Annotated in this window: 13 protein-coding genes; all 13 read left to right on the forward strand. The window is 61.5% G+C overall.

Features of this window, described 5'->3' with window-relative positions; genetic code table 11:
• The first annotated feature begins 90 nt into the window (after positions 1-90).
• The 13 genes from CGS49_RS08120 to ribF all read left to right on the forward strand — a co-directional run bounded on the left by CGS49_RS08120 (position 91) and on the right by ribF (position 14,370).
• Complete coding sequence (locus tag CGS49_RS08120) at positions 91-912, forward strand: substrate-binding periplasmic protein (RefSeq protein WP_343215860.1); 822 nt, start codon at positions 91-93, stop codon at positions 910-912.
• Positions 905-3,091 carry an ATP-binding protein gene (locus tag CGS49_RS08125; RefSeq protein WP_097801350.1) on the forward strand — a complete coding sequence of 729 codons (2,187 nt, stop codon included), beginning with the start codon at positions 905-907 and terminating at the stop codon, positions 3,089-3,091. The genes CGS49_RS08120 and CGS49_RS08125 overlap by 8 nt, the downstream gene beginning before the upstream one ends.
• Positions 3,092-3,242: 151 nt before the next feature.
• On the forward strand, positions 3,243-4,664 hold the full coding sequence (locus CGS49_RS08130; protein WP_097801351.1) for a glycine--tRNA ligase: 1,422 nt from the start codon (positions 3,243-3,245) through the stop codon (positions 4,662-4,664).
• A 119-nt stretch (positions 4,665-4,783) separates the two neighbouring features.
• Complete coding sequence (locus CGS49_RS08135) at positions 4,784-6,025, forward strand: aminopeptidase (RefSeq protein ID WP_097801352.1); 1,242 nt, start codon at positions 4,784-4,786, stop codon at positions 6,023-6,025.
• 137 nt (positions 6,026-6,162) lie between these two features.
• Entirely contained in the window at positions 6,163-6,648 is a 486-nt protein-coding gene (rimP, locus tag CGS49_RS08140) for a ribosome maturation factor RimP (protein ID WP_097801353.1), read from the forward strand.
• A 37-nt stretch (positions 6,649-6,685) separates the two neighbouring features.
• Positions 6,686-7,792: a transcription termination factor NusA gene (nusA, locus tag CGS49_RS08145; RefSeq protein WP_097801354.1), complete on the forward strand. Its 1,107-nt coding sequence runs from the start codon at positions 6,686-6,688 to the stop codon at positions 7,790-7,792.
• Between the two features lie 33 nt (positions 7,793-7,825).
• Positions 7,826-8,122 carry an RNase P modulator RnpM gene (gene rnpM, locus CGS49_RS08150; RefSeq protein ID WP_097801355.1) on the forward strand — a complete coding sequence of 99 codons (297 nt, stop codon included), beginning with the start codon at positions 7,826-7,828 and terminating at the stop codon, positions 8,120-8,122.
• Positions 8,106-8,483 (forward strand): L7Ae/L30e/S12e/Gadd45 family ribosomal protein, encoded by a 378-nt coding sequence (locus CGS49_RS08155; protein WP_097801356.1) that lies wholly within the window; start codon positions 8,106-8,108, stop codon positions 8,481-8,483. The genes rnpM and CGS49_RS08155 overlap by 17 nt, the downstream gene beginning before the upstream one ends.
• Positions 8,480-10,957 (forward strand): translation initiation factor IF-2, encoded by a 2,478-nt coding sequence (gene infB, locus CGS49_RS08160; RefSeq protein WP_097801357.1) that lies wholly within the window; start codon positions 8,480-8,482, stop codon positions 10,955-10,957. Before CGS49_RS08155 ends, infB begins: the two co-directional genes overlap by 4 nt.
• Positions 10,958-11,023: 66 nt before the next feature.
• Complete coding sequence (gene rbfA / locus CGS49_RS08165; protein ID WP_097801358.1) at positions 11,024-11,416, forward strand: 30S ribosome-binding factor RbfA; 393 nt, start codon at positions 11,024-11,026, stop codon at positions 11,414-11,416.
• A 17-nt stretch (positions 11,417-11,433) separates the two neighbouring features.
• Complete coding sequence (locus CGS49_RS08170) at positions 11,434-12,423, forward strand: DHH family phosphoesterase (protein WP_097801359.1); 990 nt, start codon at positions 11,434-11,436, stop codon at positions 12,421-12,423.
• Positions 12,424-13,308 carry a tRNA pseudouridine(55) synthase TruB gene (truB, locus tag CGS49_RS08175; RefSeq protein WP_097801360.1) on the forward strand — a complete coding sequence of 295 codons (885 nt, stop codon included), beginning with the start codon at positions 12,424-12,426 and terminating at the stop codon, positions 13,306-13,308. It abuts the gene before it with no gap.
• Positions 13,309-13,452: 144 nt separating this feature from the next.
• The gene (gene ribF / locus CGS49_RS08180; protein WP_097801361.1) at positions 13,453-14,370 is read left to right on the forward strand and encodes a bifunctional riboflavin kinase/FMN adenylyltransferase; all 918 of its coding nucleotides are present in this window, start codon (positions 13,453-13,455) and stop codon (positions 14,368-14,370) included.
• Positions 14,371-14,406 lie beyond the last annotated feature (36 nt).

The following is a 14,406-nucleotide window of genomic DNA, read 5'->3' on the forward strand; positions in this document are numbered from 1 at the left end:
ATGACCATCAATTTTTCTGTTATTACCAAAAGTGCGGCCAATAACAGAAGGTATCAGAGGTAGAGGATTATGAATGCGCGAAGCAGAAGATTGCGGTTTTTCAGCCTGGCGCTGGCGGTGCTGGGCCTGTGCATGGTGCTGCTGTGCGGCTGCCGCCCGGCCGAAGAAAAAGCGGACAGCAGCCCGGCAGAGCTGCCGGTCATCGTGGTGGGCAGCGACAACTACCCGCCTTTCAATTACACCGGCTCGGACGGTCAGCCCACCGGCGTGGATGTGGAGCTGGCCCAGGAGGCATTCCGCCGCCTGGGTTATCGGGTGCAGTTCGTGACCATCAACTGGGAGGAGAAGAAGACCTTGGTGGAGAACGGCACCATTGACTGTGCCTGGGGCAGCTTTTCCATGAACGGGCGTGAGGACGAATACACCTGGGCCGGGCCCTATCTGCACAGCCGTCAGGTGGTGGCCGTGCGCACCAGCAGCGACATCTATACCCTGGCCGACCTTGCGGACAAGACGCTGGTGGTGCAGTCCACCACAAAGCCGGAGGAGCTGTTCCTTGATGCAGCGGCGAACGGTCTGCCGCAGCTGCGGGCGGTGTACTCGCTGCAGGACCGCGACCTGATCTACACCACCCTCATCAAGGGCTATGCGGATGCCCTGGCTGCCCACGAAAGCGCCATCCGGCAGTTTATGAAGGACTACAGCGTGGAGTACCGCATTCTGGCCGAGCCGCTGATGCAGGCGGACCTCGGCGTGGCCTTTGCCAAGGACCGGGCCGATGGTCTGCCTCAGCGGCTGACCGAGACCTTCCGGGAAATGCTGGCCGATGGCACCACCCGGGAGATCGTGTCTCGCTACCTCGACGAACCGGACCACTATCTGGAGGGAATGGGGGGCAGCAGCGATGACTGAGGAATGGAAGAAAATAATCATTCGGTATCACTACATCGTGGTCTGCATCCTGATGGGGCTGCTGGTGCTGGGCGGCGTGTTCGTTGGCTCCATACAGACAGACCTGAACACGGCGGAAAAGCATTTTTCGGATACCATCAGCTATATCAAAGAGCAGTGCACCGGCTACGACAACCTGAACCTTGCCTCCGAGACCAAGAGTCTGATGCGGGTCATGGAGAACGTGCAGCACCTGTGCAGCGACATCGAACGGGAACGGGAGCTGGATGATGCCGCGGTGGCACAATATCTGCGCAGCTACACCATCACCGGTGCGCTGCTGCTCACGCCGGAGGGCAAAGTGGAGTGCAGCGCTTCGACGGATGACCCACTCACGGCGGACGAGCTGCCGCAGACGCTTTCCCGCACGACGCTGCTGAACGTGGCCGACCACCCGCAGCAGGTCTATGCGGGGCGGGTCGAGCTGGAGGACGGCTCCTATGTGGATATCGCGGCCTGTGCCCGCACGGACAAACGCGGCGTGCTGGTGGTGTATTACCACACCACGGAAGAATATGTGCGCAACTACAACCTTTCTTATCAGAACATCGTGCAGGGATATTCACCGCAGGTGGACGGCACCATTGTGGTGACCCGGGGCGACCAGATCGTGGCCAGCAACGATGCGTCCCTGCTGGGCACCAGTGTGGACGATATGCCCGTTCTGGCGGGTCTGAAGACCAATGGCACCGACGGAAAAATGCTCCATGTACACACCGGCTGGACCGGGCCGGGGTGCGCCTACGGCGTCATTGAGCGCGGGCGCAATTTCTATGTGTATGTGTTCCGGCCGGAAGCCGAGGTGTTCGATTCCACCCCGCGCAACATGCTGTTTGCGGTGTTCGTGTATGCGGTCATCCTCTTTCTGGTGCAGATGCTGCGCTGGAAGACGGCCCAGCGCTACCGCGAACAGCAGCTGCGCCGGGAGCAGGAGTATCAGAAGCAGCTCAAGGCCGAGGCCCTCAAGGCGGAAGCTGCCAATATTGCAAAGACCGAATTCCTGCAGCGCATGAGCCACGATATCCGCACGCCCATCAACGGCATCCGCGGCATGGTGGAGATCGGCGACCATTACCCGGAGGACACCGCTCGGCAGACCGAGTGCCGCCGCAAGATCTGGGAGGCGTCCACCCTGCTGCTGGAGCTGGTGAACGAAGTGCTGGACATGGGCAAGCTGGAATCCGGCGAGATCGTGCTGGAAAAGGTGCCCTTTGACCTGCCGCAGCTGCTGGACGAGACCTGCACTGTGCTGGAAAAACAGGCGGCAGAGCGCGGCATCCGCATCCGGCGCAGACCCATGGAGGTGGAGCACACCAAACTGATCGGCAGCCCGCTGCACGTCAAGCGCCTTTTGATGAACATCCTCAGCAACGCCGTCAAATACAACAAGGACAATGGCCGCGTCACGCTGGAATGCACCGAGCTGCCCGGTGAAGGGGACACGGTGCAGATCCGTTTTGTCTGCGCCGACACCGGCATCGGCATGAGCGATGAATTCCAGGAGCGGCTCTACGAGCCCTTCAGTCAGGAGAAAAGCGGCCCCCGCTCCACCTACGGCGGCACCGGCCTTGGCATGGCCATCACAAAAAGTCTGGTGGACCGCATGGGCGGCACCATCACGTTCCGGAGCGAAAAGGATGTGGGCACCGCCTACACCATCACCCTGCCGTTTACCGCAGACCCCAGTGCCGCCCCGGCGGCTGCCGAGCAGCACAGGGAGGCCGATCTCTCGGTGCTGCAGGGGGCGAAGGTGCTGCTGGCCGAGGACAACGCCCTGAACATCGAGATCGCGGAATTTTTCCTGCAGGAAGTGGGCGTCCGGGTGACCCGGGCTGTGGACGGCCGTCAGGCAGTGGAGGCCTTTGCGGCGTCGCCGGAAGGCTTTTACGACGCCATTCTCATGGATGTGATGATGCCGGTGATGGACGGCTGCGACGCCGCCCGGGCCATCCGCGCGCTGGACCGCCCGGACGCAAAAACGGTGCCCATCTTTGCCATGACGGCCAATGCCTTTGCGGAAGACCGGCAGAAGGCTCTGGCTGCCGGCATGACCGACCACCTGACAAAGCCGCTGGACCGCATCGTTATGCTGCAGGCACTGGCCAATGTGTGCACTGCACGCGGACAAAACAGCCGATAAGTGCGCTGCGGCTTTACAACCGCGTCAAAACATGATAAAGTAAAGATACTGTGCTTCCGTTTTGGAACGCACGCCCGGCGGTGGGGAAAGCTGCCGGAAACAACACGACACGACACGGCAAACCAGCCGCGGACGGAAAGGATGTACTACAATGGAACAGAGCGAAAAGACCCTTGATATGATCGTCAATCTCTGCAAGAACCGTGGTTATGTGTTCCCCGGTTCCGAGATCTACGGCGGTCTGGCCAACAGCTGGGACTACGGCCCGCTGGGCGTCGAGTTCAAAAACAACGTCAAGAAGGCATGGCTGAAGAAGTTCGTGCAGGAAAGCCCCTACAACGTGGGCCTGGATGCAGCCATCATCATGAACCCCCAGACCTGGGTGACCACCGGCCACGTTTCCAGCTTCTCGGACCCCCTGCTGGACTGCCGCGCCTGCAAGGCACGCCACCGCGCCGATAAGCTCATCGGCGAGGAGCACCCCGAGGTCAATGTGGATGCCATGAGCTTTGACGAGATGGACGCCTTCATCGCTGAGCATGAGGACATCGTCTGCCCCGTCTGCGGCAAGCACGACTTCACCCCCATCCGCAAGTTCAACCTGATGTTCAAGACCGCCATCGGCGTCACCGAGGACAGCTCCTCCACCTGCTACCTGCGCCCCGAGACCGCACAGGGCATCTTCGTCAACTTTGCCAACATCCAGCGCACCACCCGCCGCAAGCTGCCCTTCGGCGTGTGCCAGGTGGGCAAGGCCTTCCGCAACGAGATCACCCCGGGCAACTTCACCTTCCGCACCCGTGAGTTCGAGCAGATGGAGTGCGAGTTCTTCTGCAAGCCCGGCACCGATCTGGACTGGTTCGCTTACTGGAAGGACTACTGCGAGAACTGGCTGCTGAGCCTTGGCATCAAGAAGGAGCACCTGCGCCTGCGTGACCACGAGCCTGCAGAGCTGGCCTTCTACAGCCGCGCCACCACCGATATCGAGTACGCCTTCCCGTTCACCGACTGGGGCGAGCTGTGGGGCATTGCAGACCGTACCAACTACGACCTGACCCGCCATCAGGAAGCTTCCGGCAAGAGCCTGGAGTACTTCGACAGCGAGACCAACGAGCACTATATCCCCTACGTCATCGAGCCTTCTCTGGGCTGTGACCGTGTGGCACTGGCCTTCCTGTGCGAGGCTTACGACGAGGAGCACCTGACCGACAGCAAGGGCAAGGAGGACATCCGTACCGTGCTGCATCTGCATCCGGCGCTGGCTCCCTACAAGTGCGCTGTGCTGCCCCTGAGCAAGAAGCTGGGCGACAAGGCCATGGAGATCCGCAATGAGCTGAGCAAGTACTTCATGGTGGACTACGACGATACCGGTTCCATCGGCAAGCGCTACCGCCGTGAGGACGAGATCGGCACCCCGTACTGCATCACCGTGGACTTCGACACCGTGGGCGACGAAGCCAAGGGCATCGTGGCCGACAACTGCGTCACCGTCCGCGACCGCGACACCATGGAGCAGGTGCGTATGCCCATCAGCGAGCTGAAGGCTTATATTGAGAGCAAGATCGAGTTCTAAACTGCTGTTTCAAGGAGCCGTTCCCGGCAAAAGGGGAGCGGCTCCTTTTGCTTGTGTTGGGCACGGGATTGCGGTATACTGAAAACAAAAATGCATTTTGCACCGCAGGAGGTTCTAACGTGGAAAACTTTGACGAACTGCTGAAAAAATATGCCGATTTCATCGTCCGGGTGGGCGTGAACCCGCAGCCGGGCCAGACCCTTATCATCAACTGCCCGCTGGAAGGGGCCCCGCTTGCCCGGCTGTGCGTGCGCAGCGCCTACGAAGCCGGTGCACGGGATGTGCAGGTGAACTGGTCGGATGATGCTGTGGCCCGCGCCCGCATGGAGCTGGGCAGCGAGGAAGCCCTGACCGACCTGAAGCCGTGGCAGCTGCGCCGCTATCTGGACTATGCCGAGAGCGAGGGCGGCGTCTGCGTGCTGCACCTCATCGCGGACGACCCGGAACTGTACGCGGGCCTTGACGGCAATAAGATCAGCCGGGTGAACGCCGCCCGCCGCGCCTTTATGGAGCCCTGGCAGGAGTACACCATGAATGACCGTGTGCAGTGGTCCATTGCGGCCCTGCCCAGTGTACCCTGGGCGAAGAAAATTTTCCCGGAGCTGGATGCAGACGCCGCCATGGAGGCGCTGTGGAAGCTCATTTTTGATGTCTGCCGCGTGACCGGCGGCGACCCGGTCAACGAGTGGAAGGCCCACATGGAGCGTCTTTCTACCCTGCGGGACAAAATGAACGCCCTCGATCTGGAAAGCGTGCATTTTGAGAGCAGCAACGGCACCGACCTGACCGTGGGCCTTGCTGACCAGGCCGTGTGGGAGAGTGCCGCCAGCAAGAGCGAAAAAGGTGTGGTGTTCCTGCCCAACATCCCCACCGAGGAGGTGTTCACCGCGCCCCATAAAGATAAGGTGGAAGGCGTTGTCTGGGGCACGAAGCCCTATGTATTCAACGGCCAGCTCATCAAAAACTTCCGCGTCACCTTTGAAAAAGGCCGTGTGGTGGACTACCATGCCGAGCAGGGGCAGGTACTGCTGGGCCGTCTGCTGGACGGCGACGAGGGTTCCCGCAGCATCGGTGAGGTGGCGCTGGTGCCGGCCAGCAGCCCCATCAACCGCAGCGGCAAGCTGTTCTACAGCACCCTGTTTGACGAGAATGCCGCCTGCCACATCGCCTTCGGTGCCAGCTACCCCGGCACCACGGAGGGCGGCACGGCGCTGACGAAGGAAGACCTGCTGGCCCGCGGCATGAACCAGTCTCACCTGCACGAGGATGTGATGATCGGTGCGGAGGACAGCCACATCACCGGCAAATGCCGCGACGGCCGCACCGTGGAGCTGTTCCGGGACGGTGTCTGGGTGCTGTAAATTGCCCTGCGGCGAAAAAAATCCGTGAAAAAGCTTGCATAATCGCAGGATGTATGGTATATTCTAGTAGTACGATATAGTTTAACCTGAAACGTGGGCCGCAAGGTCCGCGTTTCTTGTTTGTCTGGAGGTTTTTTATGGCGAAGCAGTCTGGCGGCAACACCGCTCAGAGAGTCGAAGCGCTTGTCCGCCCCACCGTGGAGGGCATGGGTCTGCGCCTGTGGGATGTCGTTTTTGAGAAGGAAGGTCCGGACTGGTATCTTCGCGTGCTCATCGACAAGGACGGCACCATGGATACCGATACCTGCGCGGATGTCTCCCATGCACTGGACCCCATCCTTGACGAGGCAGACCCCATCGACCAGAGCTATTATCTGGAAGTGGGCAGCCCCGGCCTTGGCCGCAAGCTGACCCGCCCCGAGCACTACGAAGCCCTCAAGGGCCAGAAGATCCGTGCAAAGCTCATCCGCCCGGATGCAAACGGTGTGCGCGAGCTTGCCGGCATCCTGGCCGGCCGCGAGGGCAGCACCGTCACGCTGGAGACCGAGAACGGCCCGGTGCGCTTTGAGGTGAACGCCGCATCCAGCGTGAACCTGTGCGACGACGAAGACCTGTTTGATTAACATAGATAGAGAGTAAATTACAGGAGGAACCCGAAAAATGGCAGCAGCGAACAACGAATTTTTTGAAGCTCTCTCCATGCTGGAGCACGAGCGCGGCATCACCGCAGAATACCTGATCGAGAAGATCAAGGCGGCCATCATCATTGCCGTCAAGAAGAACTATGAAGTCGAGGAAGACCACGTCAAGGTGGATATCGACCCCGAGGCAGGCCGCTTCGATGTGGCCCTGATCCAGGACGTCGTCGCCGACGAGGACTGGTACGACGAGCACTCTGAGATCGGCATCACCGAGGCCCAGAAGATCCGCAAGACCTATGAGGTCGGTGACCGCATCATCACCCCGCTGAAGACCAAGGACTTCGGCCGCATCGCCGCTCAGACCGCAAAGCACGTCATCCGTCAGGGCATCCGCGAGGCCGAGCGCAGCCAGCAGCTCAGCGAGATCCAGTCCCGCGCCCACGATATCGTGCAGGCCACCGTTACCCGTGTGGACCCCGAGAAAGGCATCGTGGCCCTGGATCTGGGCAAGGGCGGCGAGGCCATCCTGCCCCACAACGAGCAGGTGCCCGGCGAGGTGTACACCGAGGGCCAGACCCTGCAGGTCTACGTTGTGGATGTGGTCAGCACCGAGCGCGGCCCCCGCGTCATGATCAGCCGCACCCACCCCGGCCTTGTCAAGCGCCTGTTTGAGCTGGAAGTGCCTGAAATTTTTGACGGCACCGTTGAGGTCAAGGCCATCAGCCGCGAGGCCGGTGCCCGCACCAAGATGGCTGTGTGGTCCAAGGACCCCAACGTCAACCCCGTCTCTGCCTGCATCGGCGAGCACGGTGCCCGCGTGGCGGCCGTGGTCGAGAAGCTGGGCGGCGAGAAGATCGACATCGTCAAGTGGAGCGAGGATATCTCCGAGTTCATCTCCTCAGCCCTGAGCCCCGCCAAGGTGGTCAAGGTGGAGCTGCTGCCCGGCGAGACCCGCTCCTGCCGCGTTACCGTGCCCGACCAGCAGCTGAGCCTGGCCATCGGCAACAAGGGCCAGAATGCCCGCCTGTGCGCACGCCTGACCGGCTACAACATTGATATCCGCCCCGAAAGCGGCTATTACGGCGAGGAAGAACCCAAGAAGGAAGCCGAGACCGACGCCGAGTGATTCCGGCGCAGACAGCCAAAGGAGGGAAACCGGATGGCACAGAAAAAGATCCCTTCCCGCCAGTGCATTGGCTGCATGACCAGCCGCCCCAAAAAGGAGCTGGTGCGTGTGGTGCGTGCACCCAGCGGAGAGATCAGCATTGATCTGGTCGGCAAAAAGCCGGGCCGCGGGGCATACCTTTGCCCCAGCCTCGACTGCCTGACCAAGGCAAAGAAGAAAAAGGCGCTGGAGCGCTGCTTTGAGCAGCCGGTTCCCGCCGAGGTGTACGAGGCATTGGCCGCACAGCTGGCCGAAGCCGCAAAGGAGGCAGCCAATGGCAAAGAAGAATAACGCCCCCGCAAAGCCCAAGCTGCCCCCGGAGGAAGCGCTGTTTCAGGCGCTGAGCCTGTGCCGCAAGGCGGGCGCGCTGACCATGGGCTTTGACGCCGTGGAAGACGCCTGCGTTAAGAGCAAGGCATGGCTGGTGATGGTGGCAAGCGATGCCAGCGCCAAGACCGTGCAGCGCCTGAACTATTCTGTGGGCGACCTGGTGGATGTGATCACCATGCCGCTTTCGCAGGATAAGCTGGCCGATATCAGCCGCAAGCCTGTGGCTGTTTACGCGGTGACCGACCGCAACCTCGCAAAGCTCTGCTTTGACCGTCTGTCGGACTGCGGAGCAATCAAAAATGAGGAGGATATGAGCGAATGATCGTAAAATATAAAGTGAGTGATTTTGCAAAGGACCTGAACCTTTCTGCCAAGAAGGTCCTGGACGAACTGAACGCCATGGGCAGCACCGGCAAAAAGAACAGCTCCAACCTCGAGGAGAACGAGCTGAACTACCTGCTGGAAAAGTTCAGCAAGGACAACAGTGTGGCCAATCTGGACGAGTTTTTGAACAGCGCCAAGGAGCCCAAGGCAGAGCCGAAGGCCGAAAAGAAGCCGGAGAAGAAGGCGGACAAGAAGCCCGAGGCCCCCAAGGCTGAAAAGTTGGCCGAGAAAAAGCCCGAGCAGCCCGCCGCCAAGAAGGCTGAGCCTGTTCAGCAGAACAAAAACAACAATAAGCACGGCGACAAAAAGAACGAGCAGCACAAGAAGCGCGAGGAGAAGACCGTCTCCCTGAGTGAGCTGGCCCGCGAGACCGGTGCCAAGGCCTCCGCTGCCCCGGCACAGGCCGTGTCTGTCCGCCGCGAGGACAATCAGGTCACCGTCGATACCCGCACCGTGGATATGAACGTGGACCGTTTCGATGCCCGTTACGACGATCTGGCTTCCACCAAGAACACCGAGAACCGCCGCAAGCCCACCCCGCAGGGCAACAAGCAGAAGTTCACCCAGCGCGGCCAGCGCCAGCGCCAGCAGTTCCAGAAGGGTAAGCGCGAGACCGAGTTCGAGCGCCTGCAGCGCATCCAGCTGGAGAAGGCCCGCAACGCCCAGCTGAAGGTCATGATCCCCGACGAGATCACCGTCGGCGAGCTGGCTGCCCGCCTGAAGCAGCAGGCCGGCAAGGTCATCGCCAAGTTCATGCAGATGGGCGAGATGCACGCCATCAACGATGTCATCGATTTCGACACTGCATCTCTGCTGGCCGAGGAGTTCCACGCAAAGGTCGAGCACGAGGTGCATGTGACCATCGAGGAGCGCCTGTTCACCCAGGAGGAGGATTCCCAGGATGATCTGGTGGAGCGTCCCCCGGTCGTCTGCGTCATGGGCCACGTTGATCACGGCAAGACCAGTATTCTGGATGCCATCCGCAAGACCAACGTCACCGCAGGCGAGGCCGGCGGCATCACCCAGGCCATCGGTGCCTATCAGGTCAAGGTGAACGACAGTGTCATCACCTTCCTGGATACCCCGGGCCATGAGGCATTCACCTCCATGCGTGCCCGCGGTGCCAACATGACCGATATCGCAGTTCTGGTGGTGGCTGCCGACGACGGCATCATGCCCCAGACCATCGAGTCCATCAACCATGCCAAGGCTGCCAACGTCAAGCTGATCGTGGCCATGAACAAGATGGATAAGCCCACCGCAAACCCCGAGCGCGTGATGGAAGGCCTGACCAAGTACGGCATCATCACCGAAGACTGGGGCGGCGATGTGGCCTGCATCCCCGTGTCTGCCCTCACCGGCATGGGCATCAACGACCTGCTGGAGCGCATCGCTCTGGAAGCTGAGGTCATGGAGCTGAAGGCCAACCCCAACCGCCGCGCCAAGGGCGCTGTGGTCGAGGCCCGTCTGGACAAGGGCCAGGGCCCCATCGCCACCATTCTGGTGCAGAACGGCACCCTGCACTCCGGCGATGTGATCATTGCCGGTACCGCTGTGGGCCGTGTGCGCACCATGCGCAACGACAAGGGCCAGCAGCTGAAGGACGCCGGCCCCTCCACCCCTGTGGAGATCACCGGTCTGACCGCAGTGCCCGAAGCAGGCGACCTGTTCGAGGCCGTTGAGGACGAGCGTCTGGCCCGTGAACTGGCCGAGCAGCGCATCGCTGCCGCCAAGGAGAAGCAGTTCTCCTCCTTCCAGAAGGTCACGCTGGATAACCTGTTCAGCCAGATGGCCCAGAACGACATGAAGGAACTGGCTATCGTGGTCAAGGCCGACGTGCAGGGTTCTGCCGAGGCCGTCAAGCAGAGCCTGGAAAAGATCTCCAACGATGAAGTGCGCGTGCGCGTCATTCACGCCGGTGTCGGTGCCATCAGCAAGTCTGATGTGGACCTGGCCGATGCATCCAACGCCATCATCATCGGCTTCAACGTCCGCCCCGACAATGTGGCCAAGGAAGAAGCCGCTGCCACCAAGGTGGAAATGCGTATGTACCGCGTCATTTACGACGCCATCAACGATGTCACCGACGCTATGAAGGGCATGCTGGCTCCCAAGTTCCGCGAGGTGTCTCTGGGCGAGCTGCAGGTCCGTCAGGTGTACAAGATCTCCAACGTGGGCACCGTTGCAGGCTGCCGCGTGACCAGCGGCAAGATCACCCGCGACAGCAAGGTGCGCGTGGTGCGTGACGGCATCGTCATCACCGAGGACGAGATCGCATCCCTGAAGCGCTTCAAGGACGACGCCAAGGAAGTGGCCGAGGGCTACGAGTGCGGCGTCACGCTGGCAAAGTTCGCCGACGTCAAGGAAGGCGACGTGTACGAAGCCTTCAAGATGGAGGAGTACCGCGACTAAGAGTTTTTGAAATTTTCTCTGGCACTGCTCAAGGTGCCAGAGAAAGTTTGTTTAAGGAGAAATACTATGTCTCAGAAGAATATGGGCCGTCTGGCGCAGGATATGAAGCGCGAGATCATTGCCATCATCGGGCGGCTGAAAGACCCGCGTCTGGAGGGCGGTCTGCTGACTGTCACCCGTCTGGACGTGACCCCCGACCTGGATGTGGCCAAGGTGTATGTGAGCGTGATGGGCCGCGAGGACGGCCCCAAGCCCGCCATTGAAGCGCTGAACCGCGCGGCCGGTCATGTGCGCACCGAAGTGAGCAAGAAGATGCACATCCGCAAGGCACCCCGCTTCATCTTCGTGGAGGATGACGGCGCAGCCTATGCAGCCCACATCAACGAGCTGCTCCGCACGCTGAATGTGAACGGCGACGCTGACGCCGAAGCCAGCGCACCGGAGGAGACCGAGGAATAATTCCGCCTGCGGAAAGGATGGATCATGGAATGACAGAACAGTTGAATGTGCAGCAGATGGCCCAGCGCCTGACGGCTGCAGACAACATACTGATCCTGTGTCACAAAAACCCGGATGGCGATACCATCGGCTGCGGCAGTGCCCTGTACTATGCGCTGAAAGCGCTGGATAAAAATGCAGCGGTGCTCTGCTCCGACGCCATCCCCTCCCGCTACGCCTTCACCAATGCGCGGCTGTTCAAGGGCGAGTTTGAGCCGAAGACCGTGGTGGCCGTGGACGTGGCCAGCGTGCAGCTGTTTGGCGAGGGCAACGGTGTGCCGCAGTTCTCCCGCCATGTGGACCTGTGCATCGACCACCACGCAGGCAACAGCGGCTATGCTGACTTCACCCTGCTGGACGGCGGGGCCGCTGCGGCTGCCGAGCTGCTGTATGAGGTGATCTGCGCCATGGGCGTGGACATCACCCCCCACATCGCCGACTGCCTGTACACCGGCCTTGCCACCGACACCGGCTGCTTCCGCTTCTCGTCCACCACGGCAAACACCCACCTTGTGGCGGCAAAGCTCATCGAGGCGGGCTGCCATGTGGAAGAACTGAACACCCTGCTGTTCGACACCAAGCCTCGGGAACGCATGGAGGCTGAGCGCATTGCCCGCAACCATCTGGAATACTATCTGGACGGCCGGTGCGCGCTCATTTACCTCACCCGGGATGAGATCGAGCAGAGCGGCGTGGACCCGGCGGACCTGGAAGAACTGACCAGCCTGCCTGTGAGCATTGAGGGCGTGAAAGTGGGCCTGACCCTGCGCCAGCAGCCCGGCGGCAGCTACCGCATCAGCGTGCGCACCGCCAAGGGCGTGGACGCCTGCGCCATCGCGCGGCGTCTGGGCGGCGGCGGCCATGCCCGCGCGGCCGGGTGTGAACTGCTGGGCAACCTGGAAAACACCAAGAACGCGATCCTGGCAGAGGTAGAAGCCGAGCTGGACGCACCGCAGGAGGACGCATAAATGCAGGGCATCCTGATCGTTGACAAGCCCATGGACTGGACCAGCTTCGACGTGGTGGCAAAGCTGCGCGGCGTGCTGGGCACCCGCAAGCTGGGCCACAGCGGCACGCTGGACCCCATGGCCACCGGCGTGCTGCCGGTGTTCTGCGGCGGGGCCAGCAAGGCCGTGGACCTGCAGCTGAACCACGACAAAAGCTACCGTGCCACGCTCAAACTGGGCGCAAAGACCGACACCGGCGATGTGACCGGCACCGTGCTGGAGACTGCCCCGGTGACGGCAGGCGAAGCCGAACTGCTGGCCGTGCTGCCGCAGTTCATCGGCCCGCAGCTGCAGGTGCCGCCCATGTATTCGGCCATCAAGCTCAATGGCCAGCCCCTTTACAAGCTGGCCCGCGAGGGCGTGACCGTGGAGCGCAAGGCCCGGCCCATTGAAATTTACAGCATCACCTACGGCGGCAGCCCGGCCGAGAACGAGTTCGTGCTGGACGTGCGGTGCTCCAAGGGCACCTATATCCGCACCCTGCTGGAAGATATCGCCGCCGCCATGGGCCAGAAGGGCACCATGAGCGCCTTGCGCCGCACTTCGGCGGGCGTGTACACTGAAGCCGATGCCCACACGCTGGAAGAAATCCTTGCCGCAAAGGAGCAGGGCCCGGACGCTCTGCAGGCACTGATGCTGCCGGTGGAAAGCGTGTTCGAGAGCCTGCCGCTTTTGGTGGTGGAGCCATGGGTGGAGCAGCACTTGTACAACGGCTGCCCCACCAGCCGCTATCCGGCAGCAGATGGCCGCTACCGGGCGCGCAATGCCGCCGGGCAGTTTTTGGGCCTTGCCAACATCGTGCAGGGCGTGCTGCGGGTGGAAAAGCTGTTTGTAGAACGCAATTGACGCCCGCATTCGTTCATTTGCAGTTGTTTTTTAGAAACACAAAAGTCTGACCGAAACGTTCTTGGCTCTCCCTTTGGGAGAGCTGTCACCGTCAGGTGACTGAGAGGGCGAAGGCGTATTCCGAAAGTAAAGGAAACAAAACCCATGCAGATCATTTCACAGTTTGCGCCGCTGCCGCTGGCGGAGCCCGAGAAAGGCACCGCCGTGGCAATGGGCTTCTTTGACGGCATCCACATCGGCCACCGGGCGGTGATCGACGGGGCTGTGCAGTGGGCCAAGGCCCACGATGCCGCCCCGGCTGTGTTCACCTTCAAGCTGCCGGTGGTGAATAAAATGAAGGGCAGACGGCTGCTGTCCACAGCGGACAAGCACGCGCTGATCGCAAGCCTGGGCGTGGAGTATTACCTCACGCCGGATTTCGAGGAGATCAAAGGCCTGACGCCGGAGCAGTTTGTCCGCGGCATCGTGGAGGACTGCCATGCCCGCGCCCTGTTCTGCGGCGAGAACTTCACCTTTGGGGCAAAAGCTGCGGGCAATCCTGAGATGCTGCGCCGCCTGTGCGCGCCGCTGGGCGTGGAAGTGGTGGTCATCCCCATGGCGCAGTTTGAAGAAAAGCCGGTGTCCTCCACCCGCATCCGCACCGCGCTGGAAGGCGGCGACATCCCGGCGGCCAACGCCATGCTGGGCATGCCCTACGCCATCCGGTTCGAGGTGCAGCACGGCGCGGGTCTGGGCCACACGCTGGGCGTGCCCACCATCAACCAGCTGTACCCGGCCGGATTCCAGATGCCCCGCAGCGGCATCTATATCACCCGCACCTGCATCGGCGGCAGGTGGTACCCCTCGGCCACCGGTCTGGGCAGCCGCCCCACTGTCAACGATGACGCCACCAAGGTGACCTGCGAGACCTTCATCCCCGGCTTCTCCGGCGACCTCTACGGCACCGACCCGGTGGTGGAGTTCCACGCCTACCTCAGCCCCAGCAAAAAGTTCGACACGCTGGATGAGCTGCGGGCGTGCATCAACAACGCCGCAAAGCGCGCGCAGGAATATTTTGCATAAGATTGCATAAGAAAAAGACCTGTCCTTCCGGAGATC

Origin of the sequence: Faecalibacterium langellae (assembly GCF_002549775.1) — a bacterium.
Classification (GTDB): Bacteria; Bacillota; Clostridia; order Oscillospirales; family Ruminococcaceae; genus Faecalibacterium; species Faecalibacterium langellae.

What these genes read in the sequence shown, in the direction of transcription:
- CGS49_RS08125 (WP_097801350.1), top strand. Translation starts at nt 905, where the DNA reads ATGACTGAGGAATGGAAGAAAATAATCATTCGGTATCACTACATCGTG.
- CGS49_RS08130 (WP_097801351.1), top strand. Translation starts at nt 3,243, where the DNA reads ATGGAACAGAGCGAAAAGACCCTTGATATGATCGTCAATCTCTGCAAG.
- rimP (WP_097801353.1), top strand. Translation starts at nt 6,163, where the DNA reads ATGGCGAAGCAGTCTGGCGGCAACACCGCTCAGAGAGTCGAAGCGCTT.
- nusA (WP_097801354.1), top strand. Translation starts at nt 6,686, where the DNA reads ATGGCAGCAGCGAACAACGAATTTTTTGAAGCTCTCTCCATGCTGGAG.
- rnpM (WP_097801355.1), top strand. Translation starts at nt 7,826, where the DNA reads ATGGCACAGAAAAAGATCCCTTCCCGCCAGTGCATTGGCTGCATGACC.
- CGS49_RS08155 (WP_097801356.1), top strand. Translation starts at nt 8,106, where the DNA reads ATGGCAAAGAAGAATAACGCCCCCGCAAAGCCCAAGCTGCCCCCGGAG.
- infB (WP_097801357.1), top strand. Translation starts at nt 8,480, where the DNA reads ATGATCGTAAAATATAAAGTGAGTGATTTTGCAAAGGACCTGAACCTT.
- rbfA (WP_097801358.1), top strand. Translation starts at nt 11,024, where the DNA reads ATGTCTCAGAAGAATATGGGCCGTCTGGCGCAGGATATGAAGCGCGAG.
- CGS49_RS08170 (WP_097801359.1), top strand. Translation starts at nt 11,434, where the DNA reads ATGGATCATGGAATGACAGAACAGTTGAATGTGCAGCAGATGGCCCAG.
- truB (WP_097801360.1), top strand. Translation starts at nt 12,424, where the DNA reads ATGCAGGGCATCCTGATCGTTGACAAGCCCATGGACTGGACCAGCTTC.
- ribF (WP_097801361.1), top strand. Translation starts at nt 13,453, where the DNA reads ATGCAGATCATTTCACAGTTTGCGCCGCTGCCGCTGGCGGAGCCCGAG.